Genomic DNA, 21533 nt, shown 5'->3' on the forward strand with positions numbered 1-21533 from the left:
AAGCAAATCGTATTAAAGCCTTGCCCCCTGTCGGCGCGTCTCACGCTGTTCGCTGCGTTCAGTAGGGCGCTATCGCGTCCTCTCGCTTACGCTCCCACCACCGCAGTGATCTAGCTAGTGTTGTCGTCCTGCCTGTACAGCCACGCCAGCGCAGTCCCGAGTACTGCGGTCACTCCAGTCAGTGTCGTGAAGCCGGGCCCACTGGCCTCAGTCCCGGTGTTCGCTTCCGTCGCTGTGTCCGCGCTCGCTGTTTCTTCGGTCGTTGTCGCGCCGCTCGCCACAGTACTCTCGTCTGTCTCAGTGCCGTCACTCGTCGGCGTGTCACCGATAGCGGCGCCAGCTGGATTTGCTGGCATCGACAGCGCTCGAGTCTCGGCTGTAGCGGACTCGATATCTGCATCGGCGAACAACAGCTGTTTGTACTCGAAATTCTCGAACATCGCCAGCTGGTCATCGTAATGCTCGCCAGTAGTGCCGTCTGGAGCGACATAGCCGTCGTTTCCGGGCGGAAGGATGTTCTCTGCCTTCGGGTCGTCGCTGAGCCGGACGATGTGGTTCTCAGTCCCGCGGTTCATCAGCGCCGTGTTCCCAGCGGACGTGACGCCGATAGGCATCCCGAACAGCGCGAGGTTATCGAACTCGTGCAGGGCCGCCTCACGCCGCCAGCTTGCCGGTTCACCGTCGTATTGCTCGGCGAGTTCGTTCACGGCGGTTTGGAACGCGCTGACCAGGGCGTTCGTGACATCTCCATCGGCATACTCGGCCTGCGTTGCCAGTGCTGTCTCCGCCGGATTGAGGACCCGCATCAGGGTGCCGCGACCGTAGTCGTAGCCGAGGAAGTACGATGCCGGGCCGTAGGCGCTCCCGAACGTCTCGCTGAAAACCTCCTCCAGAATGTACGGGAACGTCGCGTCCCAGATGGTGTATCCGGCAGAGTGGCGTCCTTCGTTGTCTTCGCCGTCAGCCTGTGCAAAGTGGTCCCACGAGGCCAGTTCGTCGCGCGCTTGCTGTTCGGTATCGGAGAGGTCTGCGTCCGCAAGCGCATCAAGCAGGTGGTCTCTGTACCGAATCGAGCGCAGGTCGGTAAAGGAGATATCGTAGATAACAGTCTTCAAGAAGTCGTATTCGACTGTCTCCTCCTGTGCTAACCGCTGTTCGACCAGATTGATGATCCGCTGTACGCGGTGGTCGGTCGACCACGAATAGCTCAGATCGCCGTTGTTCCACGCAGGCGCGGGTTTGTTGTTCCACTGTGCTGAGTATCCCGGGTCGGGGTTGATCGCATAGGGCACATCACCGTCTGCCGCGCGAAGGTAGTCCGACGATGTGAGTTCGTATTGTGTTCCATCGGCTGGCAACCGAGTATCCCAGTCGACTGCTTCGCTATCCGGGTACCGACCCAGATGCACATAGGCGATGTCACCGTCCTTGTCGGCCCACATGAAGTTCAGTGCGTAGTCACAGCGTTTTGCTGACTCCCGGAACTCCTCGGCATCCGTTGCGAACTGACACTCGTAGAAGGCCCGCCAGCAGTTCATGTGCCGACCGGCGTATGACTTCGTCTGTGCCAGTGCTTCCCCGTTGTCGGGGTCCCACTGGGTCACAACGCCGTGGCGTGTGAACCGTTCAGTGTACGTCACGTCCTCGCCATCGGCGACAGTGATTGTCTGCTCGGCCGTCTCAACCTCGTACTCCTCGCCCTGGAAGGTGTACGTGTCCGGACCGGACGAGTTGGTCGTGATCGACTCCGTGAACATCTGGATGCAGTTGTCGATTCCAGCAGTCGATGTCATTGCCCCGTTACGATTGTGGCCGAACATGATGAACGGGTATCCCGTAACAGTGACACCGGCGACATCGAAATCCGGGCCATGCAGGCTCGCCTCGTACATTATCGAGGGTGTGTTGAACCCCATCTGCGGTCCGCCCATCAGTAGCGCATCGCCACTGGCCGTGATATCACCCTGGACAGCAAGAGCGTTGCTGCCGTACTTGATCGGGAGGCCAAGGCTGTCGAGTCCGGACGCGAGCGTTCGCATCCGCTCTATCTCCCCTTCATGCATCCCTTCGGCGTCAGTTGGCGGTGTGTAGTCCCCGCCAGTTACCAGGTTACTCGGTGTCACAGACGGACCGCTGGCCCCGCGCGTTACCCTGTCTGTCTGCTCGCCCCCAGCCACGTTGGGTGTTGGCCCTGCGCCCACGTCAGTGTAGGGAGGGGAGTAGGTATCCGATGACTGGACCGTCGAGGTCGGGCAGCCGGGGTCGTCGCCCCACTGCAAGTCCTCGAATAGCGCCATCGCACGCTGTTCGCTACCGGTTTCCTGCGTGAGTGCGTCGAGAACAGTTGCACCGAGCGTCTCCAACTGGAAGCCACTGAAATACGCCATACTGGCGACGAACATCCCAGCGGCGTCCGTCGTGGTAAACTCCTCAGGCTCGAACCCGTGCTCCTGAAATGCCTGATGGAATTCCAGTTCCTCGCTGTCACGAACTTCGGTAATGTACCGGTTGATACCGTCTGTAAACGCCTGCAGGACCGCTCGCTGATCCGCCGTCAACTGTTCAGCGGCCTGCTCGTCGAGTGACGGCTCGCCGGCGGTGTTACGCCGCGCCTCCATATCGAACTGGACCCAGTCGGTGTCCCCCTCACCTGAACCGAGAACCGCCGCGACAGTCCCGTGATAGTACCGCCGGTACAGTTCTAGCTGATAGAGCCGGTCTGCCGCGGTCGCGTATCCGAACCCGTAGAACACCGGCGCGCGGCTGTCAGCGTCGCGGGCGTAGATGTGTGGGACGCCGTAGTCGTCTCGTCGTATCGTGACCGTGGCATCGTCTTCCTGTGCGTACGCCAACTCCGTCTCGACGGCTCCGATACCGGTCATGCCGGTAACCGCCGCGCCTGTCTTCAGAAGCGTTCGTCGCGAGAGGTGCTGCCACGATTGCTGGTGCTGTGCTGGCATCCCGTAATTGACAGTCTGGATATTTAATAAATATTTGGGGACATTTCTGCCCACACCGACGGCACGGCTCTCCAGTTCTGGTATCGATTTCCGCTTCACGACCCAGTGGCGCGCTGGACCAAGTCGCTCAGCGGCTGCTATTCTCCCAATGACTGTATCAAAATACCGTAGCAATGGGTGACCGAGACGACAGCTGTCGGCAACTGCCACTCAGTTGCGATGGTCGTATACGCGCTGTATCTTGCCGACTTCGGTTCGCTCAACAGTCCCGGGGTCGACGAGATCAAGCTGGTCTGGAGTGAACGAAAGCACGGATTGCAGGCGAGACAGAACGTCGTCACGGAGTTCGCTGTGGTCTTTGCTGGACGCTTCGGCTCGCTCAACAGTGAGTTCCATGACGTCGAGATTGTCCTCCTCATAGAGGTCGATCCGGTAGTATGGCGCGACGCCATCGATGTCAAGCACAGCGTGTTCGATTTCACTGGGATAGAGGTTCACACCGCGGACAATCAGAAGGTCGTCGGTCCGACCAGTGACGTTGTCCATCCGTACCATCGTCCGCCCGCACGTACACTCGTCGTAATTTAGTGTCGTCAGATCACCTGTTCGGTATCGTATCACCGGCTGTGCCTGCTTGGTAAGCGTTGTGAGAACGAGTTCTCCCTCTTTGCCCTCTTCCAGTGGCTCTTTCGTGCGTGGATCGATAACCTCCGGGTAGAAGTGGTCTTCCCAGATATGGAGTCCGTCCTGCGCTTCGTGGCATTCCGCAGCAACACCGGGGCCGATAATCTCTGAGAGCCCGTAATTGTTGATCCCGGTGGCGTCCAGTGCGGTCTCGATTTCCGTTCGCATCGGCTCGGTACACGTCTCAGCGCCGTAGGTGACAACTGAAATCGGAAGCGCCTGCGGGTCATATCCCATTTCCTCGGCCGTTTCGGCGAGGTACAGTGCGTATGACGGGGTACAGCCAAGTACGTCGCTGTCGAGGTCAGCGGCGAGTTCGACCTGCCGCTGCGTGCCGCCACTGCTGGTCGGGACGACGGTTGCTCCGAGTTCTTCAGCGCCTTCATGAAAGCCCATCCCACCGGTGAACAAGCCATAGCCGTAGGCATTCTGAATCGTATCGTCGGGCCCCACACCAGCAGCCGACAGCGACCGCGCCATCGTCTTGCCCCACAACTCCAGATCAGCATCGGTGTAGGAGACGATCTTGGGCTTCCCGGTCGTGCCGGAGGAGGCGTGAAAACGGCTGACCTCGTCGTCGTCAACGGCGAAGAGTCCGTCTGGATAGTGGTCTTCGAAGTCCTCCTTGGTTGTCATCGGTAGTGAACTGATGTCGGCAATCCCGTCAATATCCGTCGGAGAGACCCCCGCGGCATCGAATCGGTCTCGGTAGAACGGCACGTTCTCGTATGCATAGTTCACGATTGACTGGAGCCGCTCGCTCTGCACGCTCCCAAGCTCGGCGCGGTCGAGACACTCGTTACTGTGGTACATACGCAGCCGCTTCGACTAGCACCGGAAAAAGTTCGGGGACCACCAGCGCAGATGACTGGCGGTATGGTGACCGCACAGAACAGAGCGGCTGAGGGCTGGCTTACAGTTCGATAGCACTTTCCGCCACTACGAGGGCGGCCACGGATGAAGCCGTACTAACGGCCCATACTCCCGACCCAAGCATATAATTGGGAGCCTGCCGCAGTCCTCGCCATGTCTCAGGAGACGCCGATCCGCGTCGATCACATCGGAATCGCTGTCGAGGACATCGGCGACGCTGAACCGTTCCTGTTCGCACTCGGCTGTCGGAAACTCATTGAGGAGTCTGTCGAGGGGCAGTTTCGCTGGGCGCAGTACGACTTCAATCGGGACGCGTCGCGGCTAGAACTCATCGCACCGGAGGCATCGGACACGTTCCTCACGTCGTATCTCGACAACCACGGTCCGGGCCTACACCACGTCACGCTCGAAGTGGCTGCTGTCGACGCAGTGAAAGCAGTACTGGAGCGCAACGGCTACAGCGTCGTCGAATACCGCGAGTATCAGGACTGGACCGAGGCGTTTGTGCCGCCATCGAACCCGACCGGGGCGCTCTTTCAACTGTTCGAGTATCACGACAGCTACGAGGGTGATCGGCCACCTACTGGGAAGCTCTACGTCGATGGAAGCCGACTTGACGGCTGATATCTGCAGCGGTTCGCTCTCGGAAAACGCGTCGATCGGTAAAACAGGCGGATCGCTATCAGTCGTCTCTTTCGTCGAGCTGGACCGTTTCCTCGACGATAAGCCGGGGGCCGGCCTCCAGATCGATAAACTCAGCCGCGTCGGCCTGGACCGTCTCGGCAAGGTCTGAATCGAACGCGTCGCTGAGTGCGTCCATGTCCTCGAAATATAGCTCAAGCACACCGTCGTAGGCTGCGCGCTCCGGGTCCGTTGGTACGGATGTCACGTAGCGTTGCAGTCCCGGCAGATCCTTCGCTAGCTCCGAGTGGTCGCCTTGCCATCGGTCAGCGAACTCCTCATGCGTGTAACCGTCTCTCCGGATGAGCAAATCAACGATTTTTGTCATACGTACACCATATTGTCACGGGTTGGTTTTTACCTACCGGTCTGACAGGGCCGCCACAGATTCAAGCTACTCGAACAAAACACTTGTAAGCCGATTAGTCATGTGTGTACGTATGGCAATCCCGCCCGCTGTCAACAGGCCGGTCGGAACGATCGAGAGAGCAATCGAGATCATGGAGTATCTCAAGGAAAACGACACGGCCACGGTGTCAGAAATGACAGACCACCTCGACTGTGCGAAGAGTACGACACACAGATACCTGAAGACGCTCGCAGCAAACAGTCTCCTCATCGAGGACGACAACGAGTATCAGCTCGGTATTCGCTTTCTGGACTATGGCGAAGTGGCACGGAACAAATACCGGCTCTACGACGAGGCGAAGCCACGGGTCGACGAACTCGCGGAGGAAACCGAGGAAAAAATCTGGTGTGCCGTTGAAGAACACGGCCGGAGCGTCCACATCTACGGCGCGCAGGGCAAACACTCGGTGCAGACGTACGCCCGGGTTGGCCATCGGAACTATCTCCACCAGCACGCCGCGGGGAAGGCAATATTGGCACACCTTCCCGATAGCCAGATCACAGAGACCATCGACAGGCACGGCTTGCCCGGCCAGACGCCACAGACAATCACCGAAAGAGACGAACTCTGGGAGGAAATCGAGACGATACGCGACCGCGGATACGCGTTCAACTTTGAGGAGTCTGTGGAGGGTCTGCATGCGGTCGGAGCGCCGATAACAGACGAAAACGACATTGCCATCGGGGCGATCAGTGTTTCCGGTCCGGCGAGCCGTCTTGAGGGCTCCATTCTCCGAGACGAACTACCGACGCTGTTACTGGGTGTTGTCAACGAGATCGGCATCAATATGGCCCACCCATGAGGCCGCCAGCGCAGTTCTAGCGGAGCAACGGGCAGTTTTCGAGGTGTACTTCCCCGAGTGTGGCTGCGCCCGAACGGGGTCCCCCGTTCTGGGGACGAGGTGAGGTCACTCGCTGGCCCACTCCGGCTCTCTGTCTTCGAGGAACGCGTCGATCCCTTCGTCCTTGTCACCAGTTGCGAACAGTTCAGCTTCGTACTCGATGCCGGCTTCGAGGTCCATTCGGGAGCTGGCACGGACTGATTTCTTCGCGAGTTCGAGCGCCGCTGGGCTTTTTTCTGCAATCGACGACGCGATGTCGTACACCCGCTCATCGAAGGAATCGTCATCGTGGACCTCGTCAACGAGGCCGATATCGGCGGCCTCCGTCGCGTCTATGAGTTCGCCAGTGAGGATAAGCCGCATTGCGTGGCCCTCACCGACCAGACGCGGCAGTCGCTGTGTTCCGCCACCACCGGGCATGATGCCGAGGTTGATTTCCGGCTGGCCGAACTTCGCATCGGTATGCGCGATCCGAATATCAGCCGCCTGAATCAGTTCACAGCCGCCGCCGAGGGCGTGCCCGTTGATACGGGCGATGACCGGCATCGGGCACTCGTCGACGTATTCGTAGACCCGTGGTCGCTTACTCGCCTCCCGTTGCTCTAGCATATCCCGCTCGCGGAGTTCTGTCACGTCCGCACCCGCAACGAATGCGCCCGTGTCTGCCGCGCCAGTCAACACGATGGCGCGAACGTCGCTGTCCGGGATTGCGTCGAAGACCTGTTTGAACTCTGACCGCAACTGGGCGTTGAGCGCGTTTCGAGCCTCCGGGCGGTGCAACTCGACGGTGGCGACGTTCTCCACGCGGTCCCCGACACTCACCGAAACCGTTTCACAGTCCGCCGCGGCGTCAGCGAGGTCCGTCATGCGTCCCCCCAATCGCCGCTGGTGCCGACGATGTCTCCGTCCTCCCAGACGTAGAATCCCTCGCCGGATTTCTTGCCGAGCTTCCCGGCTCGGACCTTCCGTTTCAGGATCTGTGGCGGGCGGAACCGTTCACCGAGTTCCTCCCGCAGGTATTCGAGGATGTCGAGTCGGACGTCGAGACCGACGACGTCACCGAGTTCGATCGGTCCCATCGGGTGATTGTAGCCGAGTTCCATCGCAGCATCGATGTCCTGCGGTGTTGCAACGCCCTCTTGCACCATCCGCATCGCTTCGACGCCCAGCGAGACGCCAAGACGGGAGGAGGCAAAGCCCGGCGCATCGGCCACCTCTACCGGTGTCTTGTCGATCCCGTTCACGAACTCCCGGGCACGCGAAACCGTCTCGGCACTCGTCTGTTCCGCGACGACGATCTCGACGAGTGCCATGATGTGTACCGGATTGAAGAAGTGGAGGCCGATAGCTCGTTCAGGAGAGTCGAGGACGCTCGCAATCTCAGTCAGTGATAGCGAGGAAGTGTTTGACGCAATAAGCGTTGCCGGGTCGACGTGGGATTCGACCGCAGTGAGCGTCTCGTGTTTGATCTCCATGTTTTCGGGGACTGCTTCCACAACGAGGTCTGCCCCGGTCACGGCCTCCTCCAGCGATGTCGTTCCGGTCAGGCGGTCCAGGGTTGCCTCGGCCGTGGATTCGGTCACTTTCTCCCGGGCGATACCCTCCTCCAGATTCGACTCGATGGCGGCCAGGCCGTCGTCGACGATATCCGCCTCGATATCACGGAGAGAGACATCGTGACCGGCCATTGCCGACACCTGAGCGATACCGTGGCCCATGGTACCGGCGCCTAGGATAGCTACGTGCATCATTTCTCAGCACAGTAGCGAAGGATAAAAACGTTGCTTGCGTCTCACCGCGGTGTGGCCTGCATTTAATATAGCGGCTACGATAGAAGTCGGTGAGGATGACCACTTCCGACTCGCAAGCCGTTGTTGTCGACGCCGTACGAACGCCACAGGCACCGAAGGATGGCGCACTGGCTGAGACACATCCCGAAGACCTCGTCACCACTGTGCTCACTGCACTTGTTGATCGGACCGGTGTCCCAGCGATTGAGTGGGACGACTTCCGGCTCGGGTGTGCAAATCAGGAGGCAGAGCAGGGACGAAACCTCGCCCGGCAGTCGATACTCGCCGGCGGGTTCCCCGAGACGGTGCCCGGAGCGACAACGACCCGGCTGTGTGGCTCGTCACTGACAACACTCGTTGACGCCGCTCGCGCCATCGAGGCGGGCGACGGTGCAGTGTATCCGGTCGCCGGCGTCGAACACATGAGCACCGTCCCCTTCTCCGACTGGCTGCATCCCGCTATCGAACAGCGGTACGACCCCGACAGGCTGCCGATGGGGCAAACGGCCGAAACCATCGCACGGGATCACGATATCAGCCGTAACGCCCAGGACGAGTTCGCGCTGCGGTCACACGAGCGTGCGGTCGCTGCCATGGAAAGCGGGCGGTTCGATGCAGAGACCGTGCCAGTCCACACCGACGAGACAGCGATAGAGACCGACAATACGCCACGGGCAGATACGTCAGTCGAGCAGTTGAACGAACTCCCAACGGTGTTCCGCGACGACGAGGCGGCGACGGTCACGCCGGGGAACGCATCGCCGCTGACTGACGGGGCTGCTGGGATGCTCGTCACTTCGGCGGCGTACGCAGACCAACATGATCTCGATGTCCTCGGCCGGGTCGAGACGCGGTCTGTCGCCGGTGTCGATCCGTTGGTAATGGGGCGGGGGCCGATTCCGGCAACGCGTGCTGCACTGGACGACGCCGGCCTGACAATCGACGATATCGATCTCGTGGAACTCAACGAGGCCTTTGCCGCGCAGAGTCTTCACTGCAAGCGCGAACTGGGGATTCCGGCCGAACGGCTCAACGTCAACGGCGGGGCTATCGCGTTAGGACATCCCCTTGGGTGTTCGGGAGCACGAATCACCACAACGTTACTGCACGAGATGCGACGGCAGGACGCGACGCATGGACTGGCGACGATGTGCGTCGGTTTCGGTCAGGGTGTCGCGGTTGTGTTCGAACGTGACTGACAGAGGCGGCTACCGGCGCTGACTGGCGACCTGTGCTTTGAAGCCGTATCTGATGACACCCTCCTGCGTGTAGATGCGTCGCGTCGTCAGCACGACAGGTGTGCCTATCGTGACTTCGTCCGTCGCCTGAAGCACCTGTGCAGGGACGCTTACGGTCTGCTCGCCCGATGGACTATCGAGCGCGACGATAGCACTGTCGAACTGGCCGCTCTTGGACTGCTGGGCGACGAATTCGGGCGGCGCACCGCCCTGTTCGATAGTCGTCACTGCCTCGACCGCCCCTGTCCCGGGTAGTTCGACAGCCTCAAAATCACTGGTGCGCTCGTGACAGTCCGTGCAGGCCCCGGTCGGCGGAAAATTCAACGCACCGCACGCGGAACACCGGCCGGCGACGAGCCGGTGCCGTTGCGGAATCGTCCGCTGCCAGGACGGGACGCTGACGTAGGCTCCGCCACCCTCGGGTTCGTCGCGTGTAATCTCGCCTCGCCGCCTGAGGTACTCGGCGTAGGACAGGGAGACAGCACTGTCCAGCGCAGTTTCGACCGGAACGGGACCAGTAGCGACAAACAGCGTCGCACTCGCACCGCTCCCGTACGCGGCGATCAGCACGCGTTCGGCGTCGTCTTCAAACGCTGTCGCCGCTCCGAGAAATGCACTTGCCGCGCCGGTGTCCCCGAGCGTACTGACTGTGTCCGCAGCGGCAATAGTCTCTGCGTCGACCCCGAGCGCACCTGTCGCCCGATACGGGAGTTTTCCGTCCGGAGACTGGACCGCTGCCGCATCGACCGTATCCATCGACACGTCGAGTCTGTCCGCCGCACTGTTGAGCGTGGTCGTGAACGCGTCGCGGTCGTACTGTGTAACGCCCAGCCCAGTCGTCCGGTCGTTTCCACCCGTTCTGAAACGCGTTCCGGGGTACGGCTCCGTGTGTGATGCCCGCTCGATTACGGTCCCGGGACCGTTATCATCGACAACGAGCGCAACGCTCCCGGCACCGGCGGCGTGTTCGATCTCGCTGTCAGGATCGCCCCGCGGACAGTCGCTGATGATGACGAGGCCGACACCGTCCCCGAACGGCCCGCCATCCATGGTTGCGTCCAGTGCCTGTGCACCGACGTGCGTGGAGCCGGTCATCGTCTGGGTCTTCGCATCGTCGGGGACGTTGAGAATACTGCAGAGCCTCGCTGCGAGGTCCTCTTCAGCCATCGGTGGCGTCGTCGTCGCGAAGGCCAGATGCGCGACATCCGTGCCGGACGCGTCGGCCGCAGTGAGCGCACGGCGAGCCGATTCGACACCCATCGTGACGGCGTCCTCGTCCGCGTCGGGGACCGCCTTCTCGTCGATCCCCGCTGCATCGAACCGACCCCACGCGGCTTCGAACTCCGCGGCATCGATCCGCAGACGGGGCGCGTACGCACCGATAGCCGCAAGGCCTGAGGCAGTCATCGTGCAGCCTCCCGTTCGAGGACATGGACAACTGCGCTGCCGCCGCTCCCACCCACATTGTGCGTGAGCCCGTACTTCGGGGCCGCTAGCTGCCGGTCCGCGGCACTGCCGGTGAGCTGTTTGAACGCTTCGACAAGCTGTCCGGCACCGGTTGCGCCGATAGGGTGACCTTTTGATTTCAGCCCCCCGGAGAGATTGACCGGCATCGCTCCGTCAGCTTCAGTCGTTCCCGCTTCGAGTAACTGCGGTGCCTCGCCACGGCCACAGAACCCGAGGTCCTCGTATGCAAGTAGTTCGGCGATGGTGAAGCAGTCGTGGACCTCGGCGAAATCGAGGTCGTCAGGGCCGATCCCGGCGCGGTCATAGGCTGTGTCCGCGGCCATTTCCGAGGCAGAAATCGAAGTGTAGCTGTCCCGCTGGAACAGACCAACGCGGTCGCTGGCCGCGCCGACCCCGGCGACCCGGACCGGGTCGTCAGTGTACTGCTCAACAACATCCTCGCTGGCGATGAGCGCGACTGCTGCGCCGTCAGAGGTCGGACAGCAGTGATAGAGGTTCAATGGGTCTGCGACAACCGGTGCGTCGACGGCGTCTTCAAGCGAGCATTCAAATCCAAGATGCGCCTTCGGGTTCTGTGCGCCGTTTCGATGGTTCTTGACCGCCACCATCGAGAGGTGCTCCTCACTGGCCTCGTACTCCCGTAGATACGCACTTGCCATCTGTGCGTAAACGCCAGAGAACGTCGTCCCGGTCAGCCGCTCCCACTCTGTTTCGCCGGAGACACCGAGCCAGTACTTCGTCACGTCGCTGCTCATGTCCGTCATCACTTCGACGCCACCAGCCAGCGCCACGTCGGCCATCCCGCTTTTGACCGCCTGCACTGCCTGTCGGACGGCGTAGCCCGACGCGGCACAGGCGTTTTCAACGCGCACGCTGGGGACGCCGTGGAGCCCGGCGTGTTCGGTTGCTGCCGGTCCCGAGAGACCGAGTTGTCGACCGCCCACGCCGAGTGAGCCAACGACCGCTTCATCTATCGCTTCCGTGTCGATACCGTGGTCGACACTGTCGAAGGCTTCACTGACTGCGTGGTCGAACAGTGATCTGTAACTCTCTTCGGGCATTGAGCCAAATGGCGTTTGCCCCGCGCCGATGAGATACGCATCCCGCATACATGGAACTCTGAGGGTACTGAAAAATAGCTTTGCATCGTTTGCTGACAACCACAGGCCAAGCGCGCAACTGGCGGCGCAGTGACCAATCCCAAACCATTTTATCATTAACATTCAACTCTATCATTGAAGATGGTGTACAAGAAACTGGAGACGGCCGACCGCACAGAGCTGCGTGCGTTGCAAACCGACCGATTACAGGGGATTGTTTCGCACGCCTACGAGAACGTCCCGTTTTACCGGGAGAAGCTCGACGAGGCGGGCGTCTCGCCCGAAGACATCCAGAGTATCGACGACATCACGAAACTGCCGATGACGACAAAAGAGGATTTCCGCGACGAGTACCCTGATGGGCTTTTCGCCGTAGACGACGAGGAGGTTGCCCGCATCCACGCGTCGTCCGGGACGACCGGGAAGCCGAAAATCGTCTCCTACACGGATGACGACCTCGACAACTGGAGTGAAGTCGTTGCACGGTCGCTGGCTGCGAGCGGGACCGAACCGGGCGACACCGTCCAGAACGCCTACGGATACGGGCTGTTCACCGGCGGATTGGGACTCCACGACGGAGCCGAGGAGCTGGGGGCCACAGTTATCCCTATCGGGAGCGGCCAGACCCAGCGACAGGTCGAGTTGATGACCGACTTGGAGAGCGATGTGTTCACATGCACCCCGTCGTATGCGCTGTACCTCGCCGAAACGGCCGAGGAAATGGGCCACGACCCCAGCGACCTGCCGATCTCGACGATTATCTTCGGAGCGGAACCGTGTACCGATCCGATGCGGGCAGAAATCGAAGATCGGCTGGGTGTCGACGGCATCGATGTTTACGGGCTCTCGGAGATCATCGGTCCCGGCGTCTCGTGTGAATGTCACGAAGCGCAGGACGGGCTTCACATCTGGGAGGACCACTTCTACCCGGAAGTCATCGACCCACACACGAAAGAACCGGTCGAGGAGGGCGAAGAGGGTGAACTCGTTCTGACAACACTCACCAAGGAAGCGTTGCCGGTCTTCCGGTACCGAACGGGCGACCTCACGACGCTGAATTACGACGAGTGCGCGTGTGGACGGACGATGGTACGGATGGACAACGTCACCGGTCGGACAGACGACCTCCTCATTGTCCGTGGCGTGAACCTCTATCCCAGCGAAATCGAACACGCCGTATTGGATATCGACGGCGTTGCTCCGCATTACCGGATCGACCTCTACAGAGAGGACAACCTCGACATCCTGGAACTCACCATCGAACGGACTCCAGAGCAAGGGCCAGGCGACGAAGCGCTGGAAGCCGAAATCATCGAGCGCCTCGAAAACGTGCTCGCGTTCACCCCGGACGAACTCGAACTCGTTGCGCCCGGCAGCATCGAACGAACGCAGGTCGGCAAAGTAAAACGCGTTTACGACCACCGTGACTGACTGTCAGGGCCGGTAGACTCGTCCACGAAACGTCGCGATGCGCTCGCCATCCTGTGCAGTCACCGTTACCTCGTACTCCGCGGTGCTGTCCGCGAGATGTGTTTCTTCAGCGGTCGCAGACAACGTCTCACCGGTGTCGACGGCGTCTAGATACGAGATGTTAGTCTCCAGTGCAACCGCCGCCTCGCCGTGAGAGTTCGACGCCGCGGCGAATGCCGCATCGGCGAGTGAGTAGATCGCACCGCCATGGGGCGTCCCATGAAAGTTCAGCAGGTCCTCGGTAATCGTCAGTTCAGTCTGGGCGTACCCCGAGTCAAGTTCGACTACGTCGATACCAAGGGTTTCGCAGTACGCATCCGATTCGATATGCTCTCTGACTTCGTCGGCGACACCGGACATACGGGTCGTGATTCTATCACTAATAATAAATATATACCGGTCACTGCTGCTGTCAACGGAGCGTAAAAATATAAATGGCTGCTATTAGATGAAAAACTATGGCATACAGCTACGAGCCACACCACTTCGAGGACTTCGAAGAGGGACAGGAGTTTATCAGTGTTGGCCGGACGGTTACCGAGTCCGATTTCGTCATGCACTCTGCTTTGTCAGGAGACTGGACAGAGCTGCATACGAACAAGGAATACGCGGAAGAACAGGAGTTCGGTGAGCGGATCGCACACGGGCCAATGACGTTCGTGCAGGCGACCGGCTTCGTCTACCGGACCGGTATCGTCGAGCGGACCGCATTCGCGTTCCTCGGGATGAACTACATGGACCTCCCGAATCCGGTCCACATCGGCGACACACTCCAACTGGAGATTGTCGTTGACAACACCAAAGAAGTCGGGCGCGACGACGCCGGGCTAGTCGTCCTCGACACTGAAATGGAAAACCAAGACGGGACCGTCGTCTTCGAAGGCGACATGAAGTTCCTGATCAAGAAACGCGAGTGAGTACACTGACGCGTCCGAAAGCAATGCATCGGTAGCGGATAGTACCGCAATTTTGCGGCTTGAAGCTCGAAGACAACGTTCTCGTCGTCCAGACATTAATAATCAATAATAACAACTAAGACGCCGCGCACTCCCTCTGTTATTGCAATGGAGTACACCGGCCCGACAGACCTGTATATCGGCGGAGAATGGCGAGAAGCGACCAACGGCGACAGTATTGAGACGGAGGACCCAGCGACTGAACAGCCCTACGCATCGGTACAGAAGGCCGAGGCGTCCGATATCGATGACGCGGTGCAGGCGGCACAGTCGGCCATCGAAGACGGTTCCGAGTGGGCGACGATGGATCCGGGAACGCGCCGAGCGAACCTCCATGCGATGGCTGACGCCATCGAGGAGATGAAAGACGAACTGTCCATGGTTGAATCCCATGACAACGGGAAAACGCCGTTCGAAGCCGGGCTAGAAATCGACATGGTCACCGACACGTTCCGCCATTACGCCGGCTGGACGGACAAGATCCGCGGTGACGAGATTCCTGTCGAGAACGGCCGGCTCAATTACACCACTCGTGAGCCGGTCGGCGTGACCGCACACATCGCGCCGTGGAACTATCCATTCCAGCTTGCCGGCCGCGGGCTGGCTCCAGCGCTAGCAACAGGAAACAGCGTTATCCTCAAACCGTCCGCTATGACGCCGCTGTCAGCGCTGTACTACGCGAAAGCCGCCGAAGAAGCGGGCCTTCCGGACGGCGTCGTCAACGTCGTTCCCGGGAAGGGCTCCGAGGCCGGCGACGCACTCACCGGACACGAGGGCGTCGATCACGTCACCTTCACCGGGAGTACAGGCATCGGGAAGACTGTCCAGCGCACTGCTGCCGATGCGGTCGCCGACGTAACGCTCGAACTCGGCGGGAAAGGTCCGGCAGTCGTGTTCCCCGACGCTGACCTCGATGCCGCCGCCCGCGGCATCCAGTACGGGATTTTCATGAACGCCGGGCAGATGTGCTGGGCGAACTCGCGTATTGTTGTCCACGAAGACGTCTACGACGAGATGGTCTCCCGAATGGCCGAGATCGCCGAAAACATCCCGCTTGGTGGTGGCATCGACGACGATGGGCAGATGGGACCAGTTGTCAGCGCAGGCCAGCAACAGGAGATTCTCGATTATATCGAGACCGGCAAGGAAGAGGGGGCGACTGTTGTGGCCGGCGGTGGCGTTCCTGCGGACAAAGAAACCGGCCACTTCGTCGAGCCGACCGTCTTTGCCGACGTGGACAACGAGATGACGATTGCACAGGAGGAAATCTTCGGCCCCGTTCTCTCTGCAATCGAAGTTAGCGACGAGGAAGCGGCCATTGACGTTGCGAACGACTCGCCGTTCGGCCTCACCGCCTGTGTCTGGACGAACGATCTGACTCGCGCTCACACCGTTACAGACAGACTGGACTACGGGATGGTGATGGTCAACGAGACGCCCAACACGTGGCCACAGACGCCTTTCGGCGGCACGAAACAGAGCGGTCACGGTCGCGCACAGGGCGAGCAGGCCATCGAGAGCTACACCGAGGTGAAAAACGTCCACATCAATCTCGGCTGAAGCTTCCTCTGGCAAGTCGCCGTCACACAGCCAGTCACAGTGCCATCAATGGAACCGCCGCTCTGTTTCACGGTATAAAATGCGCCGCCAGAACTAGCGAGTAATAACAGCTTACTCGAACTTCTTGAACTGCTGCAGGCACTCGTTACAGTAATGGATCGACTGACACCGTGACGGCCCGCGTGGATGCTTCCGTTCGGTGTCGGTCGAGCCACAATATGGGCACTCCGCGCCTGTCTGTTCACCACTGGTCGTAACGCTGGGGTCCGGCTCACTCATCCGTCGAAACTCATCCCGAAGTCACGCAACGCTTCTTTGCCCTGTTCGGTGACCAGATCAATCGACCAGTCCGGGGCCCAAACCAGTCGGACCGACGCGGTCTCGATTCCGTCGACACTCTCGGCGGCGTCTTCGACCTCCTCAAGGATGATCTCGCGTGCCGGACAGCCGCTGTAGGTGAGGGTCATGTCAACCGTGACGTCGCCGTCGGACACGTCGAGGCCGTATATGAGGCCCAGATCGACAATGCTGACCGGCATCTCCGGGTCCTCAACCTGATACAGGGCCGCCCACACGTCGCGTTCGATGCCGTCAGCGCCTTCGCCCGTGGCTGGCACGTCGTCCGCCGCGTGGTCTTTGGTCTCGTAGTCAGTGTACGAACACGCGGTGGCATCAGCGTCTGCGCGTGGCCGATCGTAGTCGCTACTCATCGTCGTCCGCCATTATCAGCGTCGCTTTGTCGCGTCCCAGATTCCGGTAGCTCGAAGTCATTTGTTCGTGCAGGTCATGCCAGTGGTCGGTGTGTTCGTTGTCCCGGCCCGTCGGCGTTGCGGGGGCAGCATCGGTCGGCACGTCGAATCCTAGTTCGGTCAAGAACGATTCGACGCGGGTCTCCCACTCGGCACGCATCTCGTCGAGGGTCATCGTTCGGATGCCCAGCCGGTCGATGTCGGCCTCCACGTCGCCGACGGGCTCGAACAGCGTGAGGGCGTACGGATAGAGTTCATCGACAGCCGCCTGAACGCGTTCGCTGGCTTCCTCGTCCAGTGCCATCCGGTCTAGCCAGCTTTCAGCGTGTTCGAGATGATAGCCTTCCTCGCCCTGGATGCGGCTTGTTCTGTTCCGGATGATCTCGTATGATGAGTCCTCAAGCGCGGAGAGACGGATGTCTTCAGCAACATCGTAGAGATACGCTCTGACGATGGCGTCAGCCCAGTCGCCTTCCGCAAACGGTAGCTCAACGAACGTACTGTGCTGGAAGTCGCTGGGATCGCTTTCGTAAATCAGCGATTCCTCGGAATAGCCCAGTTGCTGCACTGCATCGTACCACAGCCGTGCGTGGCCCAGCTCGTCCTGTGCGTTGTTCGATATCGAGAGGTCCGATTCCAGTGTCGGTGCGCGCACCTGCCAGAACGTGTAACGTTCGGCCTGGACCAACTCGTCGTCAGCGAGCCGGAGCAGCTGTGCCTCAACTGCGCGCTGTTCTTCCTCGGAAAGGTCAGTTGGACCGCCGAGGTCGGATTCTGTTGTTGCCATTAGATTTCACCTCGCTGTTTCTCCGCTTCGATCTGCTCAGACTCGGAGGCTTCGACCTCCTCAGCAGCCGGATTGACGTTGTACGTCTGTGCGAACCGGTAGGACTTGTTGGTCGTCCCACCGAACGTTACGTCATCCGCTGTGACTTCGCCGATGTACTGGTGCTGGAGGACCCAGAGACTGTTCGGGTCGTCGTCAGTGAACGCCGCGATCGCCGCCGCTTCTGCGTCGGCAGCGCTAGCAGCGTCGACATCACCGCAGTGCGTATGATACCCACCGGGCTTGTCCTGCCGGAAGACGGCCCACGGTTTCTCGGCGCCGTCTCCGCTCTCGTCATGGCGCTCTGCGTCGGGATCGACCTGCGTGATTTTCTCCTGCGGGGCAACCCAGAGTGCATGGGTTGGCTTCCGCCGTCCATGCTGGATGACCGAGAACTGTTTCGCCATCTCCCGGTCGGGTGCGTGGACGTCCCGGCAGTGAACGAAATCTGTGTCCGGACTCTGTTGTCGGAATACTTCCCAGATCATTGTTCTCAGTCCGCTGCCTGTGACTGCGGGCCGCTGTTCGTCGTCGTCTGGTCGTCCATCATGTCCCGGACCCACTGAACCGCTTCCTGAGCCTGCCGGCGGCCAGAAATCTGCTCAATGCTGCCATCGTATTCGTTTTGTGAGACAGTAAAGAACTCGTCCCAGTCAAGATCATCCTCAACGACCTCATAGGTCCCGTCACCGTTGTCCCGGATGCGTGGCTCATCGGGCATCTCCAGCCCGTATTTCTTGGCCTTCGGGATGTACGTGTTGAGGAACGCGTTTCGAAGTTCGTCGTTCGTACACGTCTTCAGCCCGACTTCTGCGGCGAAGTCGTGATGGGTGCTCTGGTCGTCGGTCGGTCCGAAGAACTGCAGGATTCGTGGCCACCACTCCTCGAAGGCCTCCTGAGTCATGCGCTGTTCCTTCCGGGAGCCGTTCATCAGTTCGCGGAGGATCGACTCACCGTGCTTGACGTGCATCCCCTCTTCGAAGCAGATCTTGTCCATCGCGTGGGCGTATGGCTCCCAGCTAGACTTTTTCAGGGTTGCCTGACGACGCATTGCGGCCCCGTCGACGAAGAAGGCGATCATCGGCGTCTCGACGTAGCTCTCCATCGGGTAATGGAAGCAGTTCAGGAACTTTCCGTCCCCGTTCGCCAGATCGTCGAGCATCTCGTCGCGGGTCTTGATCCCGAGCGACTCCGCCGCTCGATAGAGCATCTGTCCGTGTCCGATTTCGTCCTGCACCTTCGCGCTGAAGGCCATCTTTCGCTCGATACTTGGGGCTTTTCTGATGAAGGGCCGTTCGAGGTACGCCCCCATAATCTCGCTGTTGGCGTGGAATTCGAGCATCCGCGTGGCTGCCTTCCGATACTCCTCGGGAAGGTCGTCTTTCGGGCTGAATTCCCGGGGTCCAGCGCGAGCTTTGACTTCGTCAACGTTCATATGTATTTCATAAATCGTGAGGAATGTTCTTACTAATTTGCCCCTATATAGACGGGTTTTATAAAGGCGTTCGCACACATACGAGGTAATGATAGAGGAGTGTCTGATGGTCGAATTTCGCATCGAGGGTGACGACTGCCCACTGGCAGATGCGAGTAGTGCCACTGGCACGCCCATCGAGGCGGCCCCGCCACTCCTCCGGGCTGACCGTAACGTATTGTTGCGGTTCAGCGCACAGGCGAACGACGACCTCAGGGACTACCTCGACGGGGATGACCGGATCCGCTATCTCTACCAGTCAGTTACCGAGGGTCGGTACAACTACCGGTGTCTGTCGCTCCAGCAGTGTGTCGTCCACAAACTTATCAGCGCAGGCTTCATGGTGGAATCGCTAACGTATCGGGACGGAAACGCGATTTTAACTGGCGCTGTGGTGGGCCACGAGATTCTTCAGACGGTCATGGAGACCGCCGGTGAAACTGTTGGTGTGAAACTACAGCGGGTGTACGCACTGCGTGCGACAGAAGACGCATCTATCGCACAGCAGTGGGACCTGACCCCGGCACAGGAGGAGAGTCTTCGATACGCAGTCGAGATGGGCTACTTTGTCGTCCCACGACAGACGACTGCGAGCGGAGTTGCTTCCGAACTCGGTATCAGTAAGTCTGCATTCCTCGAACGACTCCACCGCGCACAGCATTCGTTGTTCACACAGCTGTTCGGCGGCGTCGGCGACGGCCCTCCAGGCGACGGCGGCGAGTAGCGGCGATGGCCTTTCAAGCGACAGCGGTGAGTAACGGCGACGACCGTTCGAGCGACGACGGAGAGTAAAGTACCCGCGCGTCTGAGTACGACCATGCGCGTTGAAGACGGCGCTGTTCGACGGATCGTATTCGATCGTCCTGACGTGAAAAACGCGATGACCGGGGCGGTCGCAACTGAATTAGCCGATGCGCTCGACGACCTCAACCCGGCGACACACGATGCTGTAGTCCTGACCGGCGACGGTGATGCGTTCAGTGCCGGCGGGGATATCGAGGCGATGAGTGAGCGTGAGGAGACCACAACCGAGGCCTACGAGCGAGTCCAGACAACGCTGGGCCGGGTGGCCAGCAATGTCCTCTCAGCCCCGGTGCCTGTCGTCGCAAAGGTCAACGGCGATGCAGTCGGTGCCGGGCTGTCGCTGGTGGCTGTTGCCGATTTCGCGTACGCCGCCAGATCCGCGCGGTTCGGCGCATCGTTCATCAGCGTCGGGCTCGTGCCGGACATGGGCGCAACCGCCATCCTCCCCCGTCTCATCGGGCTCAGGAAAACGAAAGAGCTTGCGTTCACCGGGAAGCTGATCGATGCCGAGAGCGCCGCTGAAATGGATCTGATCAACGAGGCTGTCGACCCGGCCGAACTCGATGCACGGACAACTGACCTGCTCGAAACGCTTCGGGCACAGCCGACGGAGAACCTCGGGCTGGCGAAGGAAGCGATCCACGACAACATTGGCCAGCCCCTAGAAACCGGGCTACGTCGAGAAGCACGCATCCAGTCACTGGCCTACGATACGCCAGCACATTCGCGTGGTGTCGAGGCGTTTCTTGATGGACGGACCCCGGATTTCGACTAGCGGTCGAAAAACTCCTGCGCGTTTTCGAACAGAATCTTCCGCTGGACATCCGTATCAAAGTCAGTGTCGCGAGCGAACGATTCGAGCCACGTTTCGGGGTCAATCATCGGATAATCGGTGCCGAACATCACCTTGTCTTTGAGGACTGTCCCGGCATAATGGAGTACCTGATCGTCGATATACTTCGGCACCCAGCCGGAGAGGTCCATGTACACGTTGCCCTTCTGCTGGCAGATGGCCAACTGCTCTTTCTCCCATGGGAAGGCGGGGTGGGCGATGAGAATGTCGAGGTCCGGATGTGCAGCAGCCACGTCGTCGATTAGCATCGGGTTGCCGTACTTGATTTTCAGGCCGCGGCCGCCAGCGCTGCAGGCCCCCAGTGTCGAGTTCCCGCCGTGGAAGACAACGGGGACGCCGAGGTCTTCGATGGTACTCCACAGATGGTCGTGGCGTTCGTCCGAGGGGTCAAAGCCCTGTGCGATTTGCTGGAACTTGAACCCCGAAAGGTCCAGATCCTCGACGCACCGGATCGCCTCCTGCACGCAGTCGTCTTTCAGTGGGTCGACGCTCCCGAACCCGACGAAGAAGTCGGAATACTCGTCCCGAACCTCGGCGACGTAGTCGTTCGGGACGGGTGGGTTCCCGGTGTTCGTCTCCGCATCCCAGCCAAGCAGGACAGCGCCACCGACGCCCGACTCGTGGTACTCCGCGAGCATTTCCTCGTAGTCCCACGTCTCCAAGTCAGTGCCGAACCGGTCGGCGGCGTCCTGCATCATTTCGCCGCCGGCGTCGTGGAGGAACTCACTGGTCGGTTGGTGCGCGTGCGTGTCGAACAGTTGCCTGTCGTCGACACCAGGGAGGTCGGTTGTCACAGAG

21 protein-coding genes and 2 pseudogenes are annotated in these 21533 nt (G+C 60.3%); 8 read left to right on the plus strand and 15 right to left on the minus strand.

From position 1 onward, the window contains the following. Window positions 1-110: 110 nt before the first annotated feature. A complete protein-coding gene (locus tag RBH20_RS19020) occupies window positions 111-2960 on the minus strand; it encodes a penicillin acylase family protein (protein ID WP_306711615.1) in 2850 nt (949 codons plus the stop codon). A gap of 210 nt (window positions 2961-3170) precedes the next feature. Beyond that, a complete protein-coding gene (gene paaK / locus RBH20_RS19025; RefSeq protein WP_306711618.1) occupies window positions 3171-4457 on the minus strand; it encodes a phenylacetate--CoA ligase PaaK in 1287 nt (428 codons plus the stop codon). A 213-nt stretch (window positions 4458-4670) separates the two neighbouring features. On the opposite strand from paaK (RBH20_RS19025), the gene RBH20_RS19030 reads away from it, so the two are divergent. Further along, the gene (locus RBH20_RS19030) at window positions 4671-5141 is read left to right on the plus strand and encodes a VOC family protein (protein WP_306711620.1); all 471 of its coding nucleotides are present in this window, start codon (window positions 4671-4673) and stop codon (window positions 5139-5141) included. Between the two features lie 58 nt (window positions 5142-5199). Here RBH20_RS19030 and RBH20_RS19035 read toward each other — a convergent pair whose 3' ends face one another. Further along, the gene (locus RBH20_RS19035; RefSeq protein ID WP_306711621.1) at window positions 5200-5526 is read right to left on the minus strand and encodes an EthD domain-containing protein; all 327 of its coding nucleotides are present in this window, start codon (window positions 5524-5526) and stop codon (window positions 5200-5202) included. 112 nt (window positions 5527-5638) lie between these two features. Between RBH20_RS19035 and RBH20_RS19040 the strand changes: the two genes are divergently transcribed. After that, on the plus strand, window positions 5639-6409 hold the full coding sequence (locus tag RBH20_RS19040) for an IclR family transcriptional regulator (protein WP_306711623.1): 771 nt from the start codon (window positions 5639-5641) through the stop codon (window positions 6407-6409). Window positions 6410-6514: 105 nt separating this feature from the next. Here the strand turns inward: RBH20_RS19040 and RBH20_RS19045 are convergent, their stop codons facing one another. Both RBH20_RS19045 and RBH20_RS19050 read right to left on the minus strand, forming a co-directional pair. Next, on the minus strand, window positions 6515-7315 hold the full coding sequence (locus RBH20_RS19045) for an enoyl-CoA hydratase/isomerase family protein (RefSeq protein WP_306711625.1): 801 nt from the start codon (window positions 7313-7315) through the stop codon (window positions 6515-6517). Beyond that, window positions 7312-8196: a 3-hydroxyacyl-CoA dehydrogenase family protein gene (locus RBH20_RS19050; RefSeq protein WP_306711627.1), complete on the minus strand. Its 885-nt coding sequence runs from the start codon at window positions 8194-8196 to the stop codon at window positions 7312-7314. Before RBH20_RS19050 ends, RBH20_RS19045 begins: the two co-directional genes overlap by 4 nt. A gap of 98 nt (window positions 8197-8294) precedes the next feature. Here RBH20_RS19050 and RBH20_RS19055 point away from each other — a divergent pair, with 98 nt between their 5' ends. Further along, window positions 8295-9437 carry a thiolase family protein gene (locus RBH20_RS19055; RefSeq protein WP_306711629.1) on the plus strand — a complete coding sequence of 381 codons (1143 nt, stop codon included), beginning with the start codon at window positions 8295-8297 and terminating at the stop codon, window positions 9435-9437. Between the two features lie 9 nt (window positions 9438-9446). On the opposite strand, the gene RBH20_RS19060 is transcribed toward RBH20_RS19055, so the two are convergent. Next, window positions 9447-10883: a zinc ribbon domain-containing protein gene (locus tag RBH20_RS19060; RefSeq protein ID WP_306711631.1), complete on the minus strand. Its 1437-nt coding sequence runs from the start codon at window positions 10881-10883 to the stop codon at window positions 9447-9449. Then, entirely contained in the window at window positions 10880-12052 is a 1173-nt protein-coding gene (locus tag RBH20_RS19065) for a thiolase domain-containing protein (protein WP_306711633.1), read from the minus strand. The genes RBH20_RS19060 and RBH20_RS19065 overlap by 4 nt, the downstream gene beginning before the upstream one ends. 132 nt (window positions 12053-12184) lie before the next feature. Between RBH20_RS19065 and paaK (RBH20_RS19070) the strand changes: the two genes are divergently transcribed. Next, window positions 12185-13474, plus strand: coding sequence for a phenylacetate--CoA ligase PaaK (gene paaK, locus RBH20_RS19070; RefSeq protein ID WP_306711635.1), 1290 nt, complete (start codon window positions 12185-12187; stop codon window positions 13472-13474). Window positions 13475-13477: 3 nt separating this feature from the next. Here paaK (RBH20_RS19070) and paaI read toward each other — a convergent pair whose 3' ends face one another. Continuing rightward, window positions 13478-13873: a hydroxyphenylacetyl-CoA thioesterase PaaI gene (gene paaI / locus RBH20_RS19075; protein WP_306711637.1), complete on the minus strand. Its 396-nt coding sequence runs from the start codon at window positions 13871-13873 to the stop codon at window positions 13478-13480. A gap of 98 nt (window positions 13874-13971) precedes the next feature. Between paaI and RBH20_RS19080 the strand changes: the two genes are divergently transcribed. Both RBH20_RS19080 and RBH20_RS19085 read left to right on the plus strand, forming a co-directional pair. Next, the gene (locus RBH20_RS19080; protein ID WP_004594295.1) at window positions 13972-14430 is read left to right on the plus strand and encodes a MaoC/PaaZ C-terminal domain-containing protein; all 459 of its coding nucleotides are present in this window, start codon (window positions 13972-13974) and stop codon (window positions 14428-14430) included. Window positions 14431-14577: 147 nt separating this feature from the next. Then, window positions 14578-16029: an aldehyde dehydrogenase gene (locus tag RBH20_RS19085; protein WP_306711646.1), complete on the plus strand. Its 1452-nt coding sequence runs from the start codon at window positions 14578-14580 to the stop codon at window positions 16027-16029. 111 nt (window positions 16030-16140) lie between these two features. Here the strand turns inward: RBH20_RS19085 and paaE are convergent, their stop codons facing one another. The 6 genes and pseudogenes from paaE to paaA form a co-directional block, all read right to left on the minus strand. Further along, window positions 16141-16308: a 1,2-phenylacetyl-CoA epoxidase subunit PaaE gene (paaE, locus tag RBH20_RS19090; RefSeq protein WP_004594293.1), complete on the minus strand. Its 168-nt coding sequence runs from the start codon at window positions 16306-16308 to the stop codon at window positions 16141-16143. After that, window positions 16305-16739: a 1,2-phenylacetyl-CoA epoxidase subunit PaaD gene (paaD, locus tag RBH20_RS19095; protein WP_306711650.1), complete on the minus strand. Its 435-nt coding sequence runs from the start codon at window positions 16737-16739 to the stop codon at window positions 16305-16307. The genes paaE and paaD overlap by 4 nt, the downstream gene beginning before the upstream one ends. Continuing rightward, on the minus strand, window positions 16732-17565 hold the full coding sequence (gene paaC / locus RBH20_RS19100; RefSeq protein ID WP_306711652.1) for a 1,2-phenylacetyl-CoA epoxidase subunit PaaC: 834 nt from the start codon (window positions 17563-17565) through the stop codon (window positions 16732-16734). Before paaC ends, paaD begins: the two co-directional genes overlap by 8 nt. Continuing rightward, window positions 17565-17870 (minus strand): annotated as a pseudogene (locus tag RBH20_RS21380) (PacF protein); the annotation flags it as partial. The gene paaC and the pseudogene RBH20_RS21380, both read right to left, overlap by 1 nt. 48 nt (window positions 17871-17918) lie before the next feature. Continuing rightward, window positions 17919-18092, minus strand: a pseudogene (locus RBH20_RS21385) (PacF protein); the annotation flags it as partial. Window positions 18093-18097: 5 nt separating this feature from the next. After that, window positions 18098-19039 (minus strand): 1,2-phenylacetyl-CoA epoxidase subunit PaaA, encoded by a 942-nt coding sequence (gene paaA / locus RBH20_RS19110; RefSeq protein ID WP_306711656.1) that lies wholly within the window; start codon window positions 19037-19039, stop codon window positions 18098-18100. Window positions 19040-19145: 106 nt separating this feature from the next. On the opposite strand from paaA, the gene RBH20_RS19115 reads away from it, so the two are divergent. Together RBH20_RS19115 and RBH20_RS19120 are read left to right on the plus strand one after the other, a co-directional pair. Continuing rightward, complete coding sequence (locus RBH20_RS19115; RefSeq protein WP_306711736.1) at window positions 19146-19802, plus strand: helix-turn-helix domain-containing protein; 657 nt, start codon at window positions 19146-19148, stop codon at window positions 19800-19802. A gap of 93 nt (window positions 19803-19895) precedes the next feature. After that, a complete protein-coding gene (locus RBH20_RS19120) occupies window positions 19896-20657 on the plus strand; it encodes an enoyl-CoA hydratase/isomerase family protein (protein ID WP_306711658.1) in 762 nt (253 codons plus the stop codon). Here the strand turns inward: RBH20_RS19120 and RBH20_RS19125 are convergent. Beyond that, the gene (locus RBH20_RS19125) at window positions 20654-21529 is read right to left on the minus strand and encodes an amidohydrolase family protein (protein ID WP_306711660.1); all 876 of its coding nucleotides are present in this window, start codon (window positions 21527-21529) and stop codon (window positions 20654-20656) included. The two genes, RBH20_RS19120 and RBH20_RS19125, sit on opposite strands and share 4 nt — an antisense overlap. Between the last annotated feature and the right edge of the window lie 4 nt (window positions 21530-21533).

Source organism: Haloarcula sp. H-GB4, assembly GCF_030848575.1.
Taxonomy (GTDB): Archaea; Halobacteriota; Halobacteria; order Halobacteriales; family Haloarculaceae; genus Haloarcula.